The sequence below is a fragment of the Streptomyces sp. NPDC059255 genome, from assembly GCF_042752355.1.
Classification (GTDB): Bacteria; Actinomycetota; Actinomycetes; order Streptomycetales; family Streptomycetaceae; genus Streptomyces.
In genome coordinates, this window is sequence record NZ_JBHYZP010000004.1 from 108543 (window position 1) to 125183 (window position 16641).

Annotated in this window: 13 protein-coding genes; 6 read left to right on the forward strand and 7 right to left on the reverse strand. The window is 70.6% G+C overall.

The features are described 5' to 3' along the window. Positions 1–150 precede the first annotated feature (150 nt). On the reverse strand, positions 151–2433 hold the full coding sequence (locus ACFXKG_RS07730; RefSeq protein ID WP_384833981.1) for an MMPL family transporter: 2283 nt from the start codon (positions 2431–2433) through the stop codon (positions 151–153). A 144-nt stretch (positions 2434–2577) separates the two neighbouring features. Here ACFXKG_RS07730 and ACFXKG_RS07735 point away from each other — a divergent pair, with 144 nt between their 5' ends. Then, entirely contained in the window at positions 2578–3258 is a 681-nt protein-coding gene (locus ACFXKG_RS07735) for a TetR family transcriptional regulator (RefSeq protein WP_384833984.1), read from the forward strand. Positions 3259–3392: 134 nt separating this feature from the next. Next, positions 3393–3626: a heavy-metal-associated domain-containing protein gene (locus tag ACFXKG_RS07740; protein WP_384833987.1), complete on the forward strand. Its 234-nt coding sequence runs from the start codon at positions 3393–3395 to the stop codon at positions 3624–3626. Positions 3627–4119: 493 nt separating this feature from the next. Here ACFXKG_RS07740 and ACFXKG_RS07745 read toward each other — a convergent pair whose 3' ends face one another. From ACFXKG_RS07745 to ACFXKG_RS07765, 5 genes are all read right to left on the reverse strand, one after another. Beyond that, the gene (locus ACFXKG_RS07745) at positions 4120–5418 is read right to left on the reverse strand and encodes a citrate synthase (protein WP_382887675.1); all 1299 of its coding nucleotides are present in this window, start codon (positions 5416–5418) and stop codon (positions 4120–4122) included. Between the two features lie 216 nt (positions 5419–5634). Then, positions 5635–7845 (reverse strand): ATP-dependent RecD-like DNA helicase, encoded by a 2211-nt coding sequence (locus ACFXKG_RS07750; protein WP_384833991.1) that lies wholly within the window; start codon positions 7843–7845, stop codon positions 5635–5637. A 255-nt stretch (positions 7846–8100) separates the two neighbouring features. Beyond that, positions 8101–8892: a sugar phosphate isomerase/epimerase family protein gene (locus tag ACFXKG_RS07755; RefSeq protein WP_384833994.1), complete on the reverse strand. Its 792-nt coding sequence runs from the start codon at positions 8890–8892 to the stop codon at positions 8101–8103. Positions 8893–8948: 56 nt separating this feature from the next. Beyond that, a complete protein-coding gene (locus tag ACFXKG_RS07760; RefSeq protein ID WP_384833997.1) occupies positions 8949–10121 on the reverse strand; it encodes a dihydrodipicolinate synthase family protein in 1173 nt (390 codons plus the stop codon). Then, positions 10118–11269, reverse strand: a complete 1152-nt coding sequence (locus tag ACFXKG_RS07765; protein ID WP_384834000.1) for a Gfo/Idh/MocA family protein — start codon at positions 11267–11269, stop codon at positions 10118–10120. Before ACFXKG_RS07765 ends, ACFXKG_RS07760 begins: the two co-directional genes overlap by 4 nt. A 168-nt stretch (positions 11270–11437) precedes the next feature. Here ACFXKG_RS07765 and ACFXKG_RS07770 point away from each other — a divergent pair, with 168 nt between their 5' ends. The 3 genes from ACFXKG_RS07770 (at position 11438) to ACFXKG_RS07780 (ending at position 14623) form a co-directional block, all read left to right on the forward strand. Continuing rightward, positions 11438–12532: a LacI family DNA-binding transcriptional regulator gene (locus ACFXKG_RS07770; RefSeq protein ID WP_384834003.1), complete on the forward strand. Its 1095-nt coding sequence runs from the start codon at positions 11438–11440 to the stop codon at positions 12530–12532. A 304-nt stretch (positions 12533–12836) separates the two neighbouring features. Beyond that, positions 12837–13829 (forward strand): GNAT family N-acetyltransferase, encoded by a 993-nt coding sequence (locus tag ACFXKG_RS07775; RefSeq protein WP_384834006.1) that lies wholly within the window; start codon positions 12837–12839, stop codon positions 13827–13829. Beyond that, positions 13826–14623, forward strand: coding sequence for a sugar phosphate isomerase/epimerase family protein (locus ACFXKG_RS07780; RefSeq protein ID WP_384834009.1), 798 nt, complete (start codon positions 13826–13828; stop codon positions 14621–14623). Before ACFXKG_RS07775 ends, ACFXKG_RS07780 begins: the two co-directional genes overlap by 4 nt. A 35-nt stretch (positions 14624–14658) precedes the next feature. Here ACFXKG_RS07780 and ACFXKG_RS07785 read toward each other — a convergent pair whose 3' ends face one another. Continuing rightward, positions 14659–15186 carry a hypothetical protein gene (locus ACFXKG_RS07785; protein ID WP_384834012.1) on the reverse strand — a complete coding sequence of 176 codons (528 nt, stop codon included), beginning with the start codon at positions 15184–15186 and terminating at the stop codon, positions 14659–14661. A gap of 339 nt (positions 15187–15525) precedes the next feature. Here ACFXKG_RS07785 and ACFXKG_RS07790 point away from each other — a divergent pair, with 339 nt between their 5' ends. After that, the gene (locus ACFXKG_RS07790; RefSeq protein ID WP_384834015.1) at positions 15526–16578 is read left to right on the forward strand and encodes a GlxA family transcriptional regulator; all 1053 of its coding nucleotides are present in this window, start codon (positions 15526–15528) and stop codon (positions 16576–16578) included. Positions 16579–16641: the final 63 nt, after the last annotated feature.

Below are 16641 nucleotides of genomic sequence, written 5' to 3' on the forward strand. Positions count from 1 at the left end.
GGGGTCGTACCCCGCCCCGGTGACCCCCCCCCAACCCGGGCGAGGGGGCGAGGTCCGGACGAGGGCCCGGGGCCGGGCGAGGTGGCCGGGTCCGGGCGAGGTGGCCGGGTCCGGGCGAGGGGCCTGGGTCCGGATACCTCTCCCAGCGGCTCAGACGCCCGCCGTGTCCCGGTCCTGGTCCCGGTCGCGGACCGGGGGCTCCGCCGGTCCTCCGGCGGCCGGCCGCGACTCGCCCTCGCTCAGCCCGAACCGCTCGTGGAAGCGGCGCAGCGGCCCCGGGGCCCACCAGGTGGCCTTTCCGGTCAGCTTCATCACCGCGGGCACCAGCAGGCTGCGTACGACCATCGCGTCCATCAGTACGGCGAGCGCGAGACCGAGGCCCAGCATCTTGGTGTTGGCGACCCGCGAGGTGCCTATCGCCACCATGACGACCGCGAGGATCACTGCGGCGGCGGTGATCAGTCCGCCGGTCCGGCGCAGGCCGAACGAGACGGCGTGCTCATGGTCTCCGCCGCGGTCGTACTCCTCCTTGATCCGGGAGAGCAGGAAGACTCCGTAGTCCATGGAGAGCCCGAAGGCGACACAGAACATCAGCACCGGCAGGGTGGTCTCCATGTCCCCGGTGGCGGTGAAGCCGAGCAGCCCCGACAGGTGGCCGTCCTGGAAGATCCAGACCGTCGCCCCGAACATCGCCGTGAGGCTGAGGGCGTTGAGCACGACCGCCTGCACCGGTATCAGCACACTGCCGGTGAGCAGGAAGACCAGGAGCAGGGTGACCAGGACGATGATGACCAGGGCCCAGGGCAGCTGCTCGGCTATGGCGTCCTTGGAGTCGACCAGGACGGCGGCGGTGCCGGTCACCGAGGTGTCGAACGCGGCCGGTTCGGCACGGATGTCCCGCACGAGCCCCTGTGCCCCCTCCCCCACCGCTTCACCCTTGAGCGCCACCGCGAAGTACGCGTGTTCGCCGGAGGGGCCGGGCACCGGTCCGTCGACCCGTGTCACGCCGGGCAGGGCGGCTATCCGGGTGCGGTAGTCGGCGTACTCGGCGGGGGTGGCGGCGCCCTCCGCCAGCACCTCCAGGCCGCCGCCGGGGCTACCGGGGAAGGCGCGCTGTATCTCCTCCTGGACCACGCGGGAGTCGGCACCCGGCGGCAGCTGACGATGGTCGGCGGTACCGAATTTGGCTCCCAGGAAGGGCAGCCCGAGCACGATCAGTCCCGCCGCCGTGGCGATGGCGAAGAACGGGGCCCGCCGCATCACCAGCGCGGCCATACGTCCCCAACCGGCCCCCGGCTCCTTGGCTTCTCCGGTCTTCTCGGTCTTCTCCTCACCCGTTCCGGTCTTTCCCTCCCCTGGTCCGCCGCGCCCGCGGCGCAGCAGCTTCCGCAGGTCCAGTGCGTTGACCCGGTGCCCCAGCAGCATCAGGGCGGCGGGCAGCAGGACAAGGGCCGCGGCGGCGGCCAGTAGGACGACCGCGATGCCCGCGTAGGCGAAGGAGCGCAGGAAGGGCTGCGGGAAGACCATCATGGCGGCCAGGGACACGGCCACGGTCAGCGCCGAGAACAGCACCGTGCGGCCGGCGGTCCGCAGCGTGGTGCCCACGGCGTCCCGCACCTCGGCGCCGTCCGCCAGCTCCTCGCGGAATCTGCGGACGATGAACAGGGCGTAGTCGATGGCCAGTCCGAGCCCGAGGGCCGTGGTGAGGTTCTGGGCGAAGATCGAGACTTCGGTGAGCTCCGTGAGGCCGCGCAGCAGGGCGTTGGTCCCCAGAATGGCGACGACGCCCAGGCCGAGCGGGAGCATGGCGGCGACCGCGCTGCCGAAGACCATGACGAGCAGGACGAGTGTCACCGGCAGGGCGATCAGCTCGGCCCGCAGCAGATCCTCCTGGATGGTGCTCTGCATCTCGCTCCGCACGGCGACGGGGCCGCCGACGGAGACCTTCAGCGTCCCCTGCTCACCGCGGAATTCCGGGGTGATGCGGTCCAGGACCTTGAAGGCGGCCGTCTCGTCCCCCTCGATCCGCGCCGCGATCAGTGCTTCCCTGCCGTCTGCGGAGCGCAGCGCGGGCGATTCGGTCCGCCAGTAGGAGCCGACCCCGATGATTCCCTTCTCGGCCGCGAGGCGGTCGGTGAGCCGCTTGGCCTCCGCGGCCACGGCCGGGTCGTCGACGCTCCGGCTCCCGCTGTCGACCAGGAGCAGGAGATTGGGCTGGGAGGCGGGGAACTCCCGCTCCAGCGCCTTGGTCGCGTATGTGGACTCCGCGCCCGGGTCCTCCCAGCCCCCGTTGCTCATCCGGTCGGCGACACCGCTGCCCGCGACGACGGCGAGGGCCGTGATCACCAGCGCGATCAGCAGCGAGAGCCGCGGTCGCGCGGTGACGAACCGGGTCCAGCCCCCCGGGCGCGGACCAGTGTTGACTTCGGACATGGTGCGGTGTCCCCTTCACCGTGACCCGTGGCACGGGTCAGCCGTTGCCATAGACTTGGCAAACACGAGTCCTCGCTCGCATTGACCAAGAATGCGAGTCGCCGCTCGTGTTTGTCAACCGAGCCAGGAAGGCTGTGGATCGTCATGCCGGAGCCGACCCAGGACCCGACCTCCGGGCCGGTCCGACCGCGCCGCCGACAGGCCCGCGGAGAGCGCCGTATCGCCCAGCTCCTCGACGCGGCGGCCAGCGTCTTCTGCGCGAACGGCTACACCGCGGCGAGCACCAACTCCATCGCCCGGGAGGCGGGCGTGTCGCCCGGCACGCTCTACCAGTTCTTCCCGAACAAGGAGGCCATCGCCGTCGAGCTGGGCGACCAGCTCCTGACGCGCTGGCGCGAGACCTACGGCCAGGCACTGACGCCGACCCACCTGGCCCTGCCGCTCGACCGGCTGCTGGACGCCGTCATCGACCCGCTGATCCAGTTCAACCGGGAGAATCCGGCCTTCGCGGTCCTGATGCACGGCCCTGACATCCCCGGCCAGGTCACCCAGGAGCACGACGCGCTGCACTCGTCGATGCTCACCCGCGTGGAGGACATCCTCGGCGCCTACCTCCCCGACACGCCGAAGACCGACACCGACCGGGTCGCTCAAATGCTCTTCACCGTGTTCAAGGCGGGCCTGATCCTGATCATGACTGCCGACCCCGCCGAGCGGGACGCGTACACGACCGAGCTGAAGCGGGTCCTCTTCCGCTACCTGGAACCGCTCGCCGAGGGCTCGGGGCTCGCCTGCCGCGCGGACGCTCCGGCATCCGCGCACTGAGCGGCCCGGCGGGCCCGAGGGTTCGTTTTCATACCCCCTAGGGGTACAGTTCAAGGACGGGTCGGGGAGTACGCACCCACGTACCCCCGGCCCGCCATGGACCGCCACACCCGAGCCCCGAAGAGGAGAACGTCATGACCGCTGAGACGAAGAGCCAGGTCACCACCGTCTACCAGGTCACCGGCATGACCTGCGGGCACTGCGAGGGCGCCGTCGCCGGCGAGATCTCCGGGATCGAGGGCGTCACCTCCGTACAGGCCACGGCCGCCACGGGAGAGGTCACCGTGGTGTCCCAGGCACCGCTGGACGAGGCCGCCGTACGCGCCGCGGTCGACGAGGCGGGATACGAATTGACCGGTCGGCTCTGATCCGGCCGCACCCCGACCCCGGACTGGGCGTACCCTCCATTTATGTGGTCGCGAGCTCTTTGCACCCAAGGCCCTTCACATGAACCACAGGACCTTCACAAAGAGATCTAGATCACATAGATTATGGGGTAACCATCAGGCCTGCTCGCGAGTCTAAGAGGACGATGCCGGAAGAACGTCTTGGGGGACGTTCGACGGGATCGCATGGGATGTCTTGGGGGACGTCGCGTGCTAGCGATTGGCCGGGGCACGTGCACCGGGGAGCTTTGAGCGGCCCTCCCGTACGTACCCCGGTCCGACCGCCCGAGTAGCCGTTGGTGGTTACGTCAGACGCCCGGCCCGGATCCCGTGGGGGGAATCCGCACCGGGGATATGGAAAGCGCCCCGTTCGCCGACCCGTGGGGGGATCGGCGGCGGGGCGCTTTTCGCTCTGTACGACTCCGGCTGCACGACTCCGGCGCGCTGTACGCCGCCGGCGCTGGGAAATCCGCTGTCAGCGGCCCTCGACCGGGACGAAGTCGCGCAGGACCTCTCCGGTGTAGATCTGCCGCGGACGGCCGATGCGCGAACCGGGCTCCTTGATCATCTCGTGCCACTGGGCGATCCAGCCGGGAAGCCGGCCGAGCGCGAAGAGCACGGTGAACATCTCGGTCGGGAAGCCCATGGCCCGGTAGATCAGACCCGTGTAGAAGTCCACGTTCGGGTAAAGCTTGCGCTCGACGAAGTAGTCGTCGGCCAGCGCGTGCTCCTCCAGCTTGAGCGCGATGTCCAGCAGCTCGTCGGACTTGCCGAGCGCCGAGAGGACGTCGTGCGCCGCCGCCTTGATGATCTTCGCCCGGGGGTCGAAGTTCTTGTAGACGCGGTGCCCGAAGCCCATGAGCTTCACGCCGTCTTCCTTGTTCTTCACCTTGCGGATGAAGGTGTCGACGTCGCCGCCGGACGCCTGGATGCCCTCCAGCATCTCCAGCACCGACTGGTTGGCGCCACCGTGCAGCGGGCCCCACAGGGCGCTGATGCCGGCCGAGATCGAGGCGAACATGTTCGCCTGCGACGAGCCGACCAGCCGCACGGTGGAGGTCGAACAGTTCTGCTCGTGGTCGGCGTGCAGGATCAGCAGCTTGTCGAGCGCGGCGACCACGACGGGGTCGAGCTCGTACTCCTGCGCCGGGACCGAGAAGGTCATGCGCAGGAAGTTCTCGACGTACCCGAGGTCGTTGCGCGGGTAGACGAAGGGGTGCCCGATCGACTTCTTGTACGCGTACGCCGCGATGGTCGGCAGCTTGGCGAGGAGGCGGATCGTCGAGAGGTGGCGCTGCTTCTCGTCGAACGGGTTGTGGCTGTCCTGGTAGAAGGTCGAGAGCGCGCTGACCACGGACGACAGCATCGCCATCGGGTGGGCGTCACGCGGGAAACCGTCGTAGAACCGCTTGACGTCCTCGTGCAGGAGCGTGTGCTGGGTGATCTCGTTCTTGAAGGAGGCCAGCTCGTCGACCGTCGGCAGCTCGCCGTTGATCAGCAGGTAGGCCACCTCGACAAAGCTGGAGCGCTCGGCCAGCTGCTCGATCGGGTAACCGCGGTACCGCAGAATGCCCTGTTCGCCGTCGAGATAGGTGATCGCGGACTTGTAGGCGGCGGTGTTGCCGTAGCCGCTGTCCAGGGTCACCAGACCGGTCTGAGAACGAAGCTTCCCGATGTCGAAGCCCGTATCGCCGACGGTGCTGTCGATCACCGGGTAGGTGTACTCGCCGTCGCCGTACCGCAGTACTACCGCGTTGTCGCGTTTCTCGCTCACGTCATCCCTCACCGACGTAGTGCCTCTTCTTCGAGGTGCCCTGACTGTCTCTACCATCCCCCATTTGGCTCAGGAGAGTGCACTCGGGGTCGACCATTGGGCCTATTGGCGGCACTCAGTGCCGCCAACCTGTTCATCCTGCCCGCTTGGCCCCGGTTTCGAAAGTCCGCGCCCTCGGTGCTCCGTGCCCGCGTACCCTCTACGGGCCCGGCACACTCAGCCGCGCACCGTCAGCCGGTGGGCGAGGGCGGTGCAGCGTCTGCCCGCCGAGACCGTTCGGACCGCCTGGCCTATGGCCTTGCGGGAGCCGACCAGGACGACCAGCTTCTTGGCCCGGGTCACCGCCGTGTACAGGAGATTCCGCTGGAGCATCATCCAGGCCCCCATGGTGACCGGAATGACCACGGCCGGGTACTCGCTGCCCTGGGAGCGGTGGATCGTCACGGCGTACGCGTGCGCCAGCTCGTCCAGCTCGTCGAAGTCGTACGGCACCTCCTCGTCCTCGTCCGTCAGCACCGTCAGCCGCTGTTCCTCCTGGTTGAGCGAGGTGACCACGCCGACCGTGCCGTTGAAGACCCCGTTCTCCCCCTTCTCGTAGTTGTTGCGGATCTGGGTGACCTTGTCGCCGACGCGGAAGACCCGGCCGCCCAGGCGCTTCTCCGGCACGTCGGGCCGGCCGGGCGTGATGGCCTGCTGGAGCAGCCCGTTGAGCGTGCCCGCGCCGGCCGGGCCGCGGTGCATCGGCGCCAGGACCTGGATGTCGCGCCGCGGATCGAGGCCGAACTTCGCGGGGATCCGGCGCGCCGCCACGTCGACCGTCAGCCGCCCCGCGTCCTCCGTCTCGTCCTCCACGAAGAGGAAGAAGTCGGACAGCCCCTCCGTGACGGGGTGCTTCCCGGAGTTGATCCGGTGGGCGTTGGTGACCACCCCCGACTGCTGCGCCTGCCGGAAGATGCGCGTGAGCCGGACGCTCGGTACGGGCCCGCTCTCGGCCAGCAGATCACGCAGCACCTCGCCCGCGCCGACCGACGGCAGCTGGTCCACATCCCCGACCAGCAGCAGGTGCGCCCCCGGCGCCACCGCCTTGACCAGCTTGTTCGCGAGCAGCAGATCCAGCATCGACGCCTCGTCGACCACCACCAGATCGGCGTCCAGCGGTCGGTCCCTGTCGTACGCCGCGTCCCCGCCCGGCCGCAGCTCCAGCAGCCGGTGGACCGTGGACGCCTCGGCCCCGGTCAGCTCGGCCAGCCGTTTGGCCGCCCGCCCGGTGGGCGCCGCCAGCACCACCTTCGCCTTCTTGGCCCGCGCCAGCTCCACGATCGAGCGGACCGTGAAGGACTTTCCGCACCCCGGTCCGCCCGTCAGCACGGCGACCTTCTCCGTGAGCGCGAGCCGGACCGCCTGCTGCTGCTCGGGCGCCAGCTCCGCTCCCGTACGCCCGGCCAGCCAGGCGAGCGCCTTGTCCCAGGCCACGTCCCGGAAGGCCGGCATCCGGTCCTCGCCCGTCCGCAGCAGCCGCAGCACCTGGGCGGAGAGCGACAGCTCCGCGCGGTGGAAGGGCACCAGATAGACCGCGTTGATCTCCTCCTCCCCGCCCTCGGGCCCCGGCACCCGTTCCCGTACGACCCCCTCGTCCTCGGCGGCCAGTTCGGCGAGGCATTCGATGACCAGGCCCGTGTCGACCGTGAGCAGCTTCACCGCGTCCGAGATGAGCTGGTCCTCGGGGAGGAAGCAGTGCCCCTGGTCGGTGGATTGCGACAGCGCGTACTGGATGCCCGCCTTGACGCGCTCCGGGCTGTCGTGCGGGATCCCGACGGCCTGGGCGATCCGGTCGGCCGTCAGGAAGCCGATCCCCCACACGTCGGCCGCCAGGCGGTATGGCTCGTTCCTGACGACGGAGATCGACGCGTCCGCGTACTTCTTGTAGATGCGGACGGCGATCGAGGTCGACACGCCGACCCCCTGCAGGAAGACCATGACCTCCTTGATGGCCTTCTGCTCCTCCCAGGCCGCCGCGATCGACTTCGTCCGCTTGGGGCCGAGGCCGGGGACCTCGACGAGCCGCTTGGGCTCCGTCTCGATGATGTCCAGCGTCTCCAGGCCGAAGTGCTCGACGATCCGGTCGGCGAAGACGGGGCCGATCCCCTTGATGAGACCGGAGCCGAGATAGCGGCGGATGCCCTGGATCGTGGCCGGCAGGACCGTCGTGTAGTTGTCGCACATGAACTGCTTGCCGTACTGGGGGTGCGAGGCCCAGCGGCCCTCCATCCGCAGCGACTCGCCCGGCTGCGCGCCGAGCAGCGAACCGACCACGGTGAGGAGATCGCCGCCGCGGCCGGTGTCGACGCGGGCGACCGTGTAGCCGTTCTCCTCGTTCGCGTACGTGATCCGTTCGAGCACGGCTTCGAGCACTGCGGGACTGGACATGATCCGACGCTACCGCCGGGCTCGGACAGCGGGGCCGGCCTGTGGACAACTGACGCCGCGCCACGGGCCACGGCGGGCCGGCCGGCGCGTACCGCCACGCTCTACAAGGGGCCCGGTCCGACGGACCGGGCCCCACGCGCTCCCCCTCCAACAGGGCTTCCACATCCCCCCGGATCCATCCCCCGAAAGCCCTGTTGACGTATACGACTCACGTCACCCCGGAAGGGTTGCACGGTTCCGCAGAGTTATTTTTTTCTACAGCGCGTGCCGCACATACCGCTCCGCGACCTCCGTGAGGAGTTCGACGCCGTCCCGCTGCCAGAGGTCGTCGTTGAACAACTCCACCTCGATCGGGCCCGAGTAGCCCGCCGCGTCGACCCGTTCACGCCAGGCGCGCAGGTTGATCGCGCCGTCACCGAGCTGGCCGCGCCCGTTCAGCACCCCGGCCGGAAGCGGTGTCGTCCAGTCGGCGAGCTGGAAGGTGAAGATGCGCTCCGCGGCACGGACGACCGCCGCGGGGGCCCGGTCGTCCCACCAGATGTGGTACGTGTCCACGGCCACCCCGACCTGGTCGGCGGGGAACCGTTCCGCCAGGTCGAGCGCCTGGTCGAGGGTGGAGACCACACAGCGGTCGGAGGCGAACATCGGGTGCAGCGGCTCGATGGCCAGTCTGACCCCGCGCTCCGCCGCGTACGGCGCCAGCTCCCCCAGCGCCTCCGCGATGCGCTCCCGCGCCCCGTGGAGGTCCTTGCTGCCCTCGGGGAGGCCGCCGGAGACCAGCACCAGCGTGTCCGTGCCCAGGACCGCCGCCTCGTCGACGGCGGCGCGGTTGTCGGCCAGCGCCTCCGCCCGCCGGGCCGGATCGATCGCGGTGAGGAATCCGCCCCGGCAGAGCGTGGTGACCACGAGCCCGGCGTCCCGTACGAGCTTGGCCGCGGCCTCGGTCCCGTACGCCTGGACGGGCTCGCGCCACAGCCCCACGCCCGGCACCCCGAGCCGTACACAGGTCTCGGTCAGCTCGGGCAGGCCGAGCTGCCTGACCGTCATCTGGTTGATGCTGAAGCGTGTCAGATCGCCTGGAGGGGATGTGTTCAACGGTCCGCTCACTGTTCCACTCCGCCCACGCCGAGCAGGGATTTCATCCTGGCCTCGGCCACCGCGGGGTCCGGGAAGAGCCCGAGCCCGTCGGCGAGTTCGTACGCCCGCGCGAGGTGCGGCAGCGAGCGCGCCGACTGGAGGCCGCCGACCATCGTGAAGTGGTCCTGGTGGCCGGCCAGCCACGCGAGAAACACCACACCGGTCTTGTAGAAGCGGGTGGGCGTCCGGAAAAGGTGACGGGACAGCTCGACAGTGGGGTCGAGGAGTTCCCGGAACCCCTTCGTGTCGCCGGTGTCCAGGACCCGTACGGCCGCCGCCGCCAGCGGCCCCAGCGGATCGAAAATGCCGAGCAGCGCGTGGCTGAAGCCCTGGTCGTCGCCCGCGATCAGCTCGGGGTAGTTGAAGTCGTCCCCCGTGTAGCAGCGCACGCCCTTCGGCAGCCGGCGGCGCAGCTCGATCTCGCGCTCGGCGTCCAGCAGGGAGATCTTGATGCCGTCGACCTTGTCGGGGTGATCGGAGATGACCTGGAGGAAGGTCTCGGTGGCCGCGTCCAGATCGGCGCTGCCCCAGTAGCCGTCCAGAGCGGGGTCGAACATCGGCCCGAGCCAGTGCAGTACGACCGGTTCCGACGCCTGACGCAGCAGGTGGGCGTAGAGGTCCAGGTAGTCGTCGGGGGTGGTCGCGGCGGCGGCGAGGGCGCGGGACGCCATCAGGATGGCCTGTGAGCCGGTGTCCTCGACGAGCGTCAACTGCTCCTCGTACGCGGCCCTGACCTCCGCCAGCGAACGGGGGCCCGGCGCGAGCTGGTCGGTGCCCACGCCGCACGCGATCCGGCCGCCGGTCGCCTGCGCCTCGGCGGCGGAGCGGCGGATCAGCTCGGCCGCGCCCGCCCAGTCCAGCCCCATGCCGCGCTGCGCGGTGTCCATGGCCTCGGCGACCCCGAGACCGTGCGACCACAGGTGGCGGCGGAAGGCGAGGGTGGCGTCCCAGTCGACGGCCGCGGGACCGTCGGGGCTGACGTCCGCGTACGGGTCCGCGACGACATGGGCGGCGGAGAAGACCCTGCGGGAGGCGAGGGCGGTCCCACCCTCCGTACCGGCCACTACGAAGGCGGCCGGTTCCGAACGTGGCGTATAGGGGCGCGTTCCGCCCCCCGGGGAAGGGAGCCGGAGGGTCACAGCGTCAGCTCCGGTACGTCGAAGCGACGACCCTCGGCCGAGGAACGGAGCCCCAGTTCGGCGAGTTGCACGCCGCGCGCGCCCGCGAGGAGGTCCCAGTGGTACGGCTCGTCGAGAACGACGTGGCGCAGGAACAGCTCCCACTGTGCCTTGAATCCGTTGTCGAACTCCCCGTTGTCCGGTACTTCCTGCCACTGGTCGCGGAAGGACTCGGTGGCGGGGAGGTCGGGGTTCCAGACCGGCTTGGGGGTGGCGCTGCGGTGCTGGATCCGGCACCGGCGCAGCCCGGCGACGGCCGAGCCGTGGGTCCCGTCGACCTGGAACTCGACGAGTTCGTCGCGGTTGACGCGGACGGTCCAGGAGGAGTTGATCTGGGCGACGGCACCACTGTCCAGCTCGAAGATGCCGTACGCGGCGTCGTCGGCTGTCGCGGCGTACGGCTTGCCGTGCTCGTCCCAGCGCTGCGGGATGTGCGTGGTGATGTGTGCCTGGACGCTGGCCACGCGCCCGAACAGCTCGTGCAGGACGTACTCCCAGTGGGGGAACATGTCGACGGTGATGCCACCGCCGTCCTCGGCGCGGTAGTTCCAGGAGGGGCGCTGGGCGTCCTGCCAGTCGCCCTCGAAGACCCAGTAGCCGAACTCTCCCCTGACGGAGAGGATCTCGCCGAAGAACCCGCCGTCGATGAGGCGCTTCAGCTTGAGCAGGCCCGGCAGGAAGATCTTGTCCTGGACGACGCCGTGCTTGATCCCGGCGGTGCGGGCCAGCCGGGCCAGCGCCATGGCGCCTTCGAGGTCCGTCGCGGTCGGCTTCTCGGTGTAGATGTGCTTGCCCGCGTCGATCGCGTTCTTGATGGCCTCCACGCGGGCGGAGGTGACCTGGGCGTCGAAGTAGATGTCGATCGTGTCGTCCTCCAGGACGGCGTCGAGATCGGTCGACCACTCCGTGAGGCCGTGCCGTTCGGCGATCTCCTTGAGGGCGTGTTCCCGGCGGCCGATGAGGACGGGCTCGGGCCACAGCGTCTCGCCGCCCCCGAGGTCGAGTCCGCCCTGTTCACGGAGGGCGAGGATGGAGCGCAGCAGGTGCTGTCGGTATCCCATCCGCCCGGTGACGCCGTTCATGGCGATCCGCACTGTCCTGCGTGTCACGAAGTTCCCTCCATATGGCCGTGGCAGCCGTCGCGAGCGATGGACCGTATGGCCGCTGGCTGTAGCAAGCGCTTTCTATCCGGTAAGAAGCTAGCCTGCGACAGCGGTCGGGACAAGAGCCCGGCCCCATCACCGCTCCAACTCACCCGTACCCCTCGGAGGAATGCGATGACAGTCACCCTGGCGGATGTGGCGGCGCGCGCCCGGGTGTCACCCGCCACCGTCTCGCGCGTACTGAACGGCAACTACCCGGTCGCCGCCGCCACTCGGGAGCGGGTGCTGCGGGCTGTCGACGACCTGGACTACGTGCTGAACGGCCCCGCCAGCTCTCTCGCCGCCGCCACCTCGGATCTGGTGGGCATCCTCGTCAACGACATCGCGGACCCGTTCTTCGGGATCATGGCGGGGGCGGCGCAGACCGAGATCGGCGGGCAGGAGGGGACCGGGCGCGCGGGCGGCGAGAAGCTGGCCGTCGTCTGCAACACGGGTGGATCACCTGAGCGCGAACTGACCTATCTGACCCTGCTCCAGCGCCAGCGCGCCGCCGCGGTCGTGCTCACCGGCGGGGCGCTCGAAGACCCCGACCACATCGCCGCGATGACCACGAAACTGGCGAAACTCGTGGACGCGGGGACCCGGGTGGTGCTGTGCGGACGGCCACCGCTGCCGGGCAGCGACGCGGCCGTCGCCTCGCTGGCCTTCGACAACCGGGGCGGCGGACGACGGCTGACGGAACACCTGCTGGCGCTGGGGCACCGGAGGATCGGCTACGTCGCCGGACCGATGGAGCGCACGACGACCCGGCACCGGCTGGAGGGACACCGGGCGGCGCTGGCGGCCGCGGGGGCGTGGGACGGCGCCGACGGCGCGGGGAGCGCCGGCGGGGAGCCGGATCCGCTGACGGTGCACGGCCCGTACACCCGCCGGTCGGGGTACGAGGCGACGCTGGAACTGCTGCGGCGCGCGCCGGACCTCACGGCGGTGGTCGCGGCGAACGACACGGTGGCGCTGGGCGCGTGCGCGGCGGTGCGCGAGCGGGGGCTGCGGATCCCGGAGGACATCTCGGTGGCGGGCTTCGACGACCTGCCGTTCTCGGTGGACGCCACCCCGGCGCTGACGACCGTACGGCTGCCGCTGTACGAGGCGGGCGCGCGGGCGGGCCGACTGGCGATGGGCACGGAGACACCGCCGCCGGGCGGGATCGCCACGATCTCGGCGGAGCTGATGGCGCGGGCGTCGACGGCACCGCCGCGGGCGGACTGAGCCGGCGGGCCGGACGGCCGGATGCGCGGACGGCGGACGTACAGACTGCGGACGTACGGACGGGGGACGTACGGACGGGCAGGCATGCGCACGGGCAGGCATGCACACGGCCGGGAGGCCGGGCGCGGGCGGGCCGGCAGGCCTGCGGGCGGGCAGGGGCGAGGACCCGCGGACCTATAGGGGGCGACTGATTGGCGAGTGGACGCCAAAAGCTCCGAGAAGGCTTGCCGGGCACCGGCGGCCAGGCCTAGCGTTGACTCAGTCAAAGATCGAGGGCCGGCGAGCGTCCGGAGATGGGGTTGCCATGGCCGTGCAGGAAATGCGTGAGTTCAACCGCTTTTACACGAATTTGATCGGTGCGCTCGACTACGGCAAGCACCTGTACACGCCGTACACCCTCACCGAGTCGCGAGTGCTGTACGAGCTGGCGCACGCACCGCGGACCGACGCGGCCGATCTGCGGGCCGAGCTGTCGCTCGACGCCGGATATCTGAGCAGACTGCTGACCAAATTCGAGCGGGACGGCCTGGTCGGCCGCGCACCCTCCGAGGAGGACGCGCGACGGCAGCGGATCACCCTCACCTCGCGGGGGCGCGAAACCGCGGAGCTGCTGGACGAGCGCTCGCGGGAGGCCGTGGGCACACTGCTCGACCGGGTCGAGCCGGGGCGCCGGCCCGAGCTCGCCGACGCGATGCGTACGGTACGGGACATCCTCGGCACGGACGGGACCAAAGCCCCCGGCAGGCGGGGCACGGCCGTTCTGCGCGAGCCCGCGCCGGGCGAGCTGGGCTGGATCGTGCAGCGCCACGGCGCGGTGTACGCGGCGGAGTACGGCTTCAACACGGAGTTCGAAGGGCTCGTCGCCCGGATCGTCGCGGACTTCGCCCAGAACCACGACCCACGGCTGGAGCGGGTGTGGGTCGCCGAGCTGGACGGAATACCGGTGGGCTCGATCATGTGCGTGCGGGACGACGAGCCGGGCATACGGGGCGACGACGGCGGGCCGGTGACCGCCAGACTCCGTCTGCTCCTCGTCGAGCCCCAGGCCCGGGGCCACAGGCTGGGCGAACGCCTGATCGGCGCGGTGGTGGATTTCGCCCGCTCGGCGGGGTATGAGGAACTGACGCTCTGGACCAATGACGTCCTCTCCGCCGCCCGCACCCTCTATCAGCGCGCCGGATTCACCCTCGTCGCAGAGCAACCGCACCACTCGTACGGGGCGGACCTGATAGGCCAGGACTGGCACCTTCTTCTCAAGGAAGGAGCCACCACCCGCCAGAAAGGAACACCACAGTGAAGTTCGCTTTCTCCACCCTCGGAATCCCGGGCCTGCCCATCCCCGAGGTCGTCGCCCTCGCCGCCGCATCCGGCTATCAGGGAGTCGAGCTGCGGACCCACCCGGAGGAACCGGTGCACCGGGGCATGGGCCGCCGCGACCGTGCCCTGGTGGTCGAGGAGTTCGAGCGGGCCGGCATCGAGATAGTGGGGCTGGCCGGGTACGCCCGGGTGGCCAAGGCGGACGTGGACGAGGACCAGTTGCGCCAGGAGTTGGACGAACTGCTCTCCCTGGCACGGGATCTCGGCGCCCCGTTCATCCGGGTCTTCCCCGGCGGCGGCGACCAGACCGCCGACGAGGCGGACACCCTGGCGGCGCGGCGGTTGGCCGCCGCCGCGGAGACGGCCACGGACTACGGCGTACGGATCCTGCTGGAGACCCATGACTCGCACCGCACGGGCAAGGACGCGGCGCGCGTGCTGGGCCCGGTCGGACACCAGCAGGTGGGGGTGCTCTGGGACGTGATGCACACCTGGCTGGGCGGCGAGTCCCCGATCACCACCCACGGCATACTCGCCCCGCACCTGGGCTACGTCCAGGTGAAGGACATCGCCTCGGCCGAGGACAAGACGCCGCTGCCCCTGGGAGCCGGGGTGCTGCCGCTGGGCGAGTGCCTGGCCCTGCTCGACGACAGCACCTGGGTCTGCTGGGAGTACGAGAAGCGCTGGTACCCGCAGGCGGCGGACCTCCCCGCCCTGCTGGCGCCGGGGCGGGCCTATCTGGAGGGGCTGATACGCGAGCACCGGAGGGGCTGATGCGCAAGAACCGCTGAGCGGCACCCGGCCCGCGGTCACGCGCCCGTTGTCGAGCCCGGCCGGATGATCATCAGGATGGTGACCACTGCCCACAGCAGGTTGAAGATGCCGGTGAACATGGCGAGTTGAGCCGTCGCGGACTTCGGCACCGCAATCGAGTTCTCGTCTCCCGCCGCGGGCGGGGCGGAGCCGCCTGAGGCGGCGGGGGCGAGGCTCCCGGCGGGGGTCGCCATCTCCAGGAGGGCGCTTTGGCGCGGAAGGACCAACGCGCCCAGGACCACCGCCGCCACGAGGGTCAGGGCCATGGAGACGATCAGCCAGGTGTCTCCCAGGACGCCCATGTTCTTCGCCGTGGCCAACCCGAAGACGGGGACGGCGACGCCGGCCACCGCGTACGCACGGCAGATGCGGTGCAGCACGGTGACGTTCGCCCAGGCGTCCCGGTCGCCCGGTGCGGCGCTCGCGCGGCGCACGGCGGGCGGGAACATGCTGGCCGCCACCGTGACCGGGCCTATGGCGACGATCGCCGCGATGACGTGCAGGGAGAGGAGGAGCTTGGTCATGACTGTGGTCCGTGGGATGTGGCCGGCGAGCGCCGGGGCGGTGGGTGCGGGTCGGTCAGGGTGGGTGAAGTGGGCGGAGTGGGCGGAGTGGGCGGGCGCCGTCGGCGCCTCAGGGAGCCCGCGTGGCCGGCGGAGCGCCGCTGCCGACGCTAGTCAGCCGCCGGAACCCCGGACAGTGGCCGGAGTGCCAGGTGTCAACGGATTCCTGCCACGCCACGGGAGGCGCCAGGAGCACCTGGGGCAGAGGGCGTGCTTGGGGCAGAGGGTGCGCTTAGGGCAGAAGGTGCGCCCGGGATACCCGGAGGTGGCGACAATCCGTTGGCCCTCTACGTTTTTGCCATGCACACCTTGGCCGTCCTCGCGCTCGACGGAGTCATCGCCTTCGACCTCGCCACCCCCATCGAGGTCTTCTCCCGTACCCGGCTGCCCGATGGCAGCGCCGCCTACGAGGTACGGATCTGCGCCGCGGGCGACGCGGGCGAGGAGGTCGACGCCGGGGTCTTCACGCTGCGGGCGCCGTGGGGGCTGGAGGCGCTTGCCGAGGCCGACACGATCGTGCTGCCGGGGGTCGCCGATCCGACCGCGCCCGTACCCGAGGAGGTCCTGGACGCGCTGCGGCGGGCGGCGGCAGGGGGCACCCGTATCGTCTCGATCTGCGCCGGGGCGTTCACACTCGCCGCCACCGGGCTGCTGGACGGGCTACGGGCCACCACGCACTGGGCCGCCGCCCCGACGCTGGCCGAGCGGTACCCAGCGGTCGAGGTGGACGCCGCGGTGCTGTACGTGGACAACGGGCAGTTCCTGACCTCGGCCGGGGCCGCCGCGGGGCTCGATCTCTGTCTCCACATCATCCGGCGGGACCATGGTTCGGCGGTGGCGGCCGACGCCGCGCGGCTGTCCGTGATGCCGCTCGAACGCGACGGCGGACAGGCCCAGTTCATCGTCCACACCCGACCCCCGGCGCCCCAGGGGTCGGCCCTGGAGCCACTGCTGCACTGGCTGGAGGAGAACGCGGGACAGGATCTGACGCTCGACGACATCGCCGACCGGGCCGGCATGAGCACCCGTACCCTCAACCGGCGCTTCCGCGAGCAGACCGGGACCACGCCGCTCCAGTGGCTGCACCGGGCCCGGATCCGTGAGGCGCAGTATCTGCTGGAGACGACCGGGCACCCCGTCGACCGGATCGCCTCGCGGGTCGGCTTCGGCTCGCCGACCGCCTTCCGTGACCGTTTCAAGCGCCTCGTGGGGACGAGCCCGCACGCGTACCGGCACGCGTTCCGGCGGGCGCCGGAGACTGTGGGCCCGCCAGTCCTCGACAGGGGCAGCGACAGCGGCGGCGGCAGGGCCGGTGCCGTCACCGGCTCTGTCGAACCGGCCACGATCATGTAGCGCGCGTACGGATCCGCCGATGGTTGAATTGAGCGTTCCTTACGCTTTTGGTGACGATTCCGC

Bases quoted from the DNA above. Each gene is read 5' to 3' on its own strand.
- ACFXKG_RS07770 (WP_384834003.1), top strand. From the start codon at position 11,438: ATGACAGTCACCCTGGCGGATGTGGCGGCGCGCGCCCGGGTGTCACCC.
- ACFXKG_RS07790 (WP_384834015.1), top strand. From the start codon at position 15,526: ATGCACACCTTGGCCGTCCTCGCGCTCGACGGAGTCATCGCCTTCGAC.
- ACFXKG_RS07750 (WP_384833991.1), bottom strand. From the start codon at position 7,845: ATGTCCAGTCCCGCAGTGCTCGAAGCCGTGCTCGAACGGATCACGTAC.
- ACFXKG_RS07755 (WP_384833994.1), bottom strand. From the start codon at position 8,892: ATGACGGTCAGGCAGCTCGGCCTGCCCGAGCTGACCGAGACCTGTGTA.
- ACFXKG_RS07785 (WP_384834012.1), bottom strand. From the start codon at position 15,186: ATGACCAAGCTCCTCCTCTCCCTGCACGTCATCGCGGCGATCGTCGCC.
- ACFXKG_RS07735 (WP_384833984.1), top strand. From the start codon at position 2,578: ATGCCGGAGCCGACCCAGGACCCGACCTCCGGGCCGGTCCGACCGCGC.
- ACFXKG_RS07730 (WP_384833981.1), bottom strand. From the start codon at position 2,433: ATGTCCGAAGTCAACACTGGTCCGCGCCCGGGGGGCTGGACCCGGTTC.
- ACFXKG_RS07740 (WP_384833987.1), top strand. From the start codon at position 3,393: ATGACCGCTGAGACGAAGAGCCAGGTCACCACCGTCTACCAGGTCACC.
- ACFXKG_RS07775 (WP_384834006.1), top strand. From the start codon at position 12,837: ATGGCCGTGCAGGAAATGCGTGAGTTCAACCGCTTTTACACGAATTTG.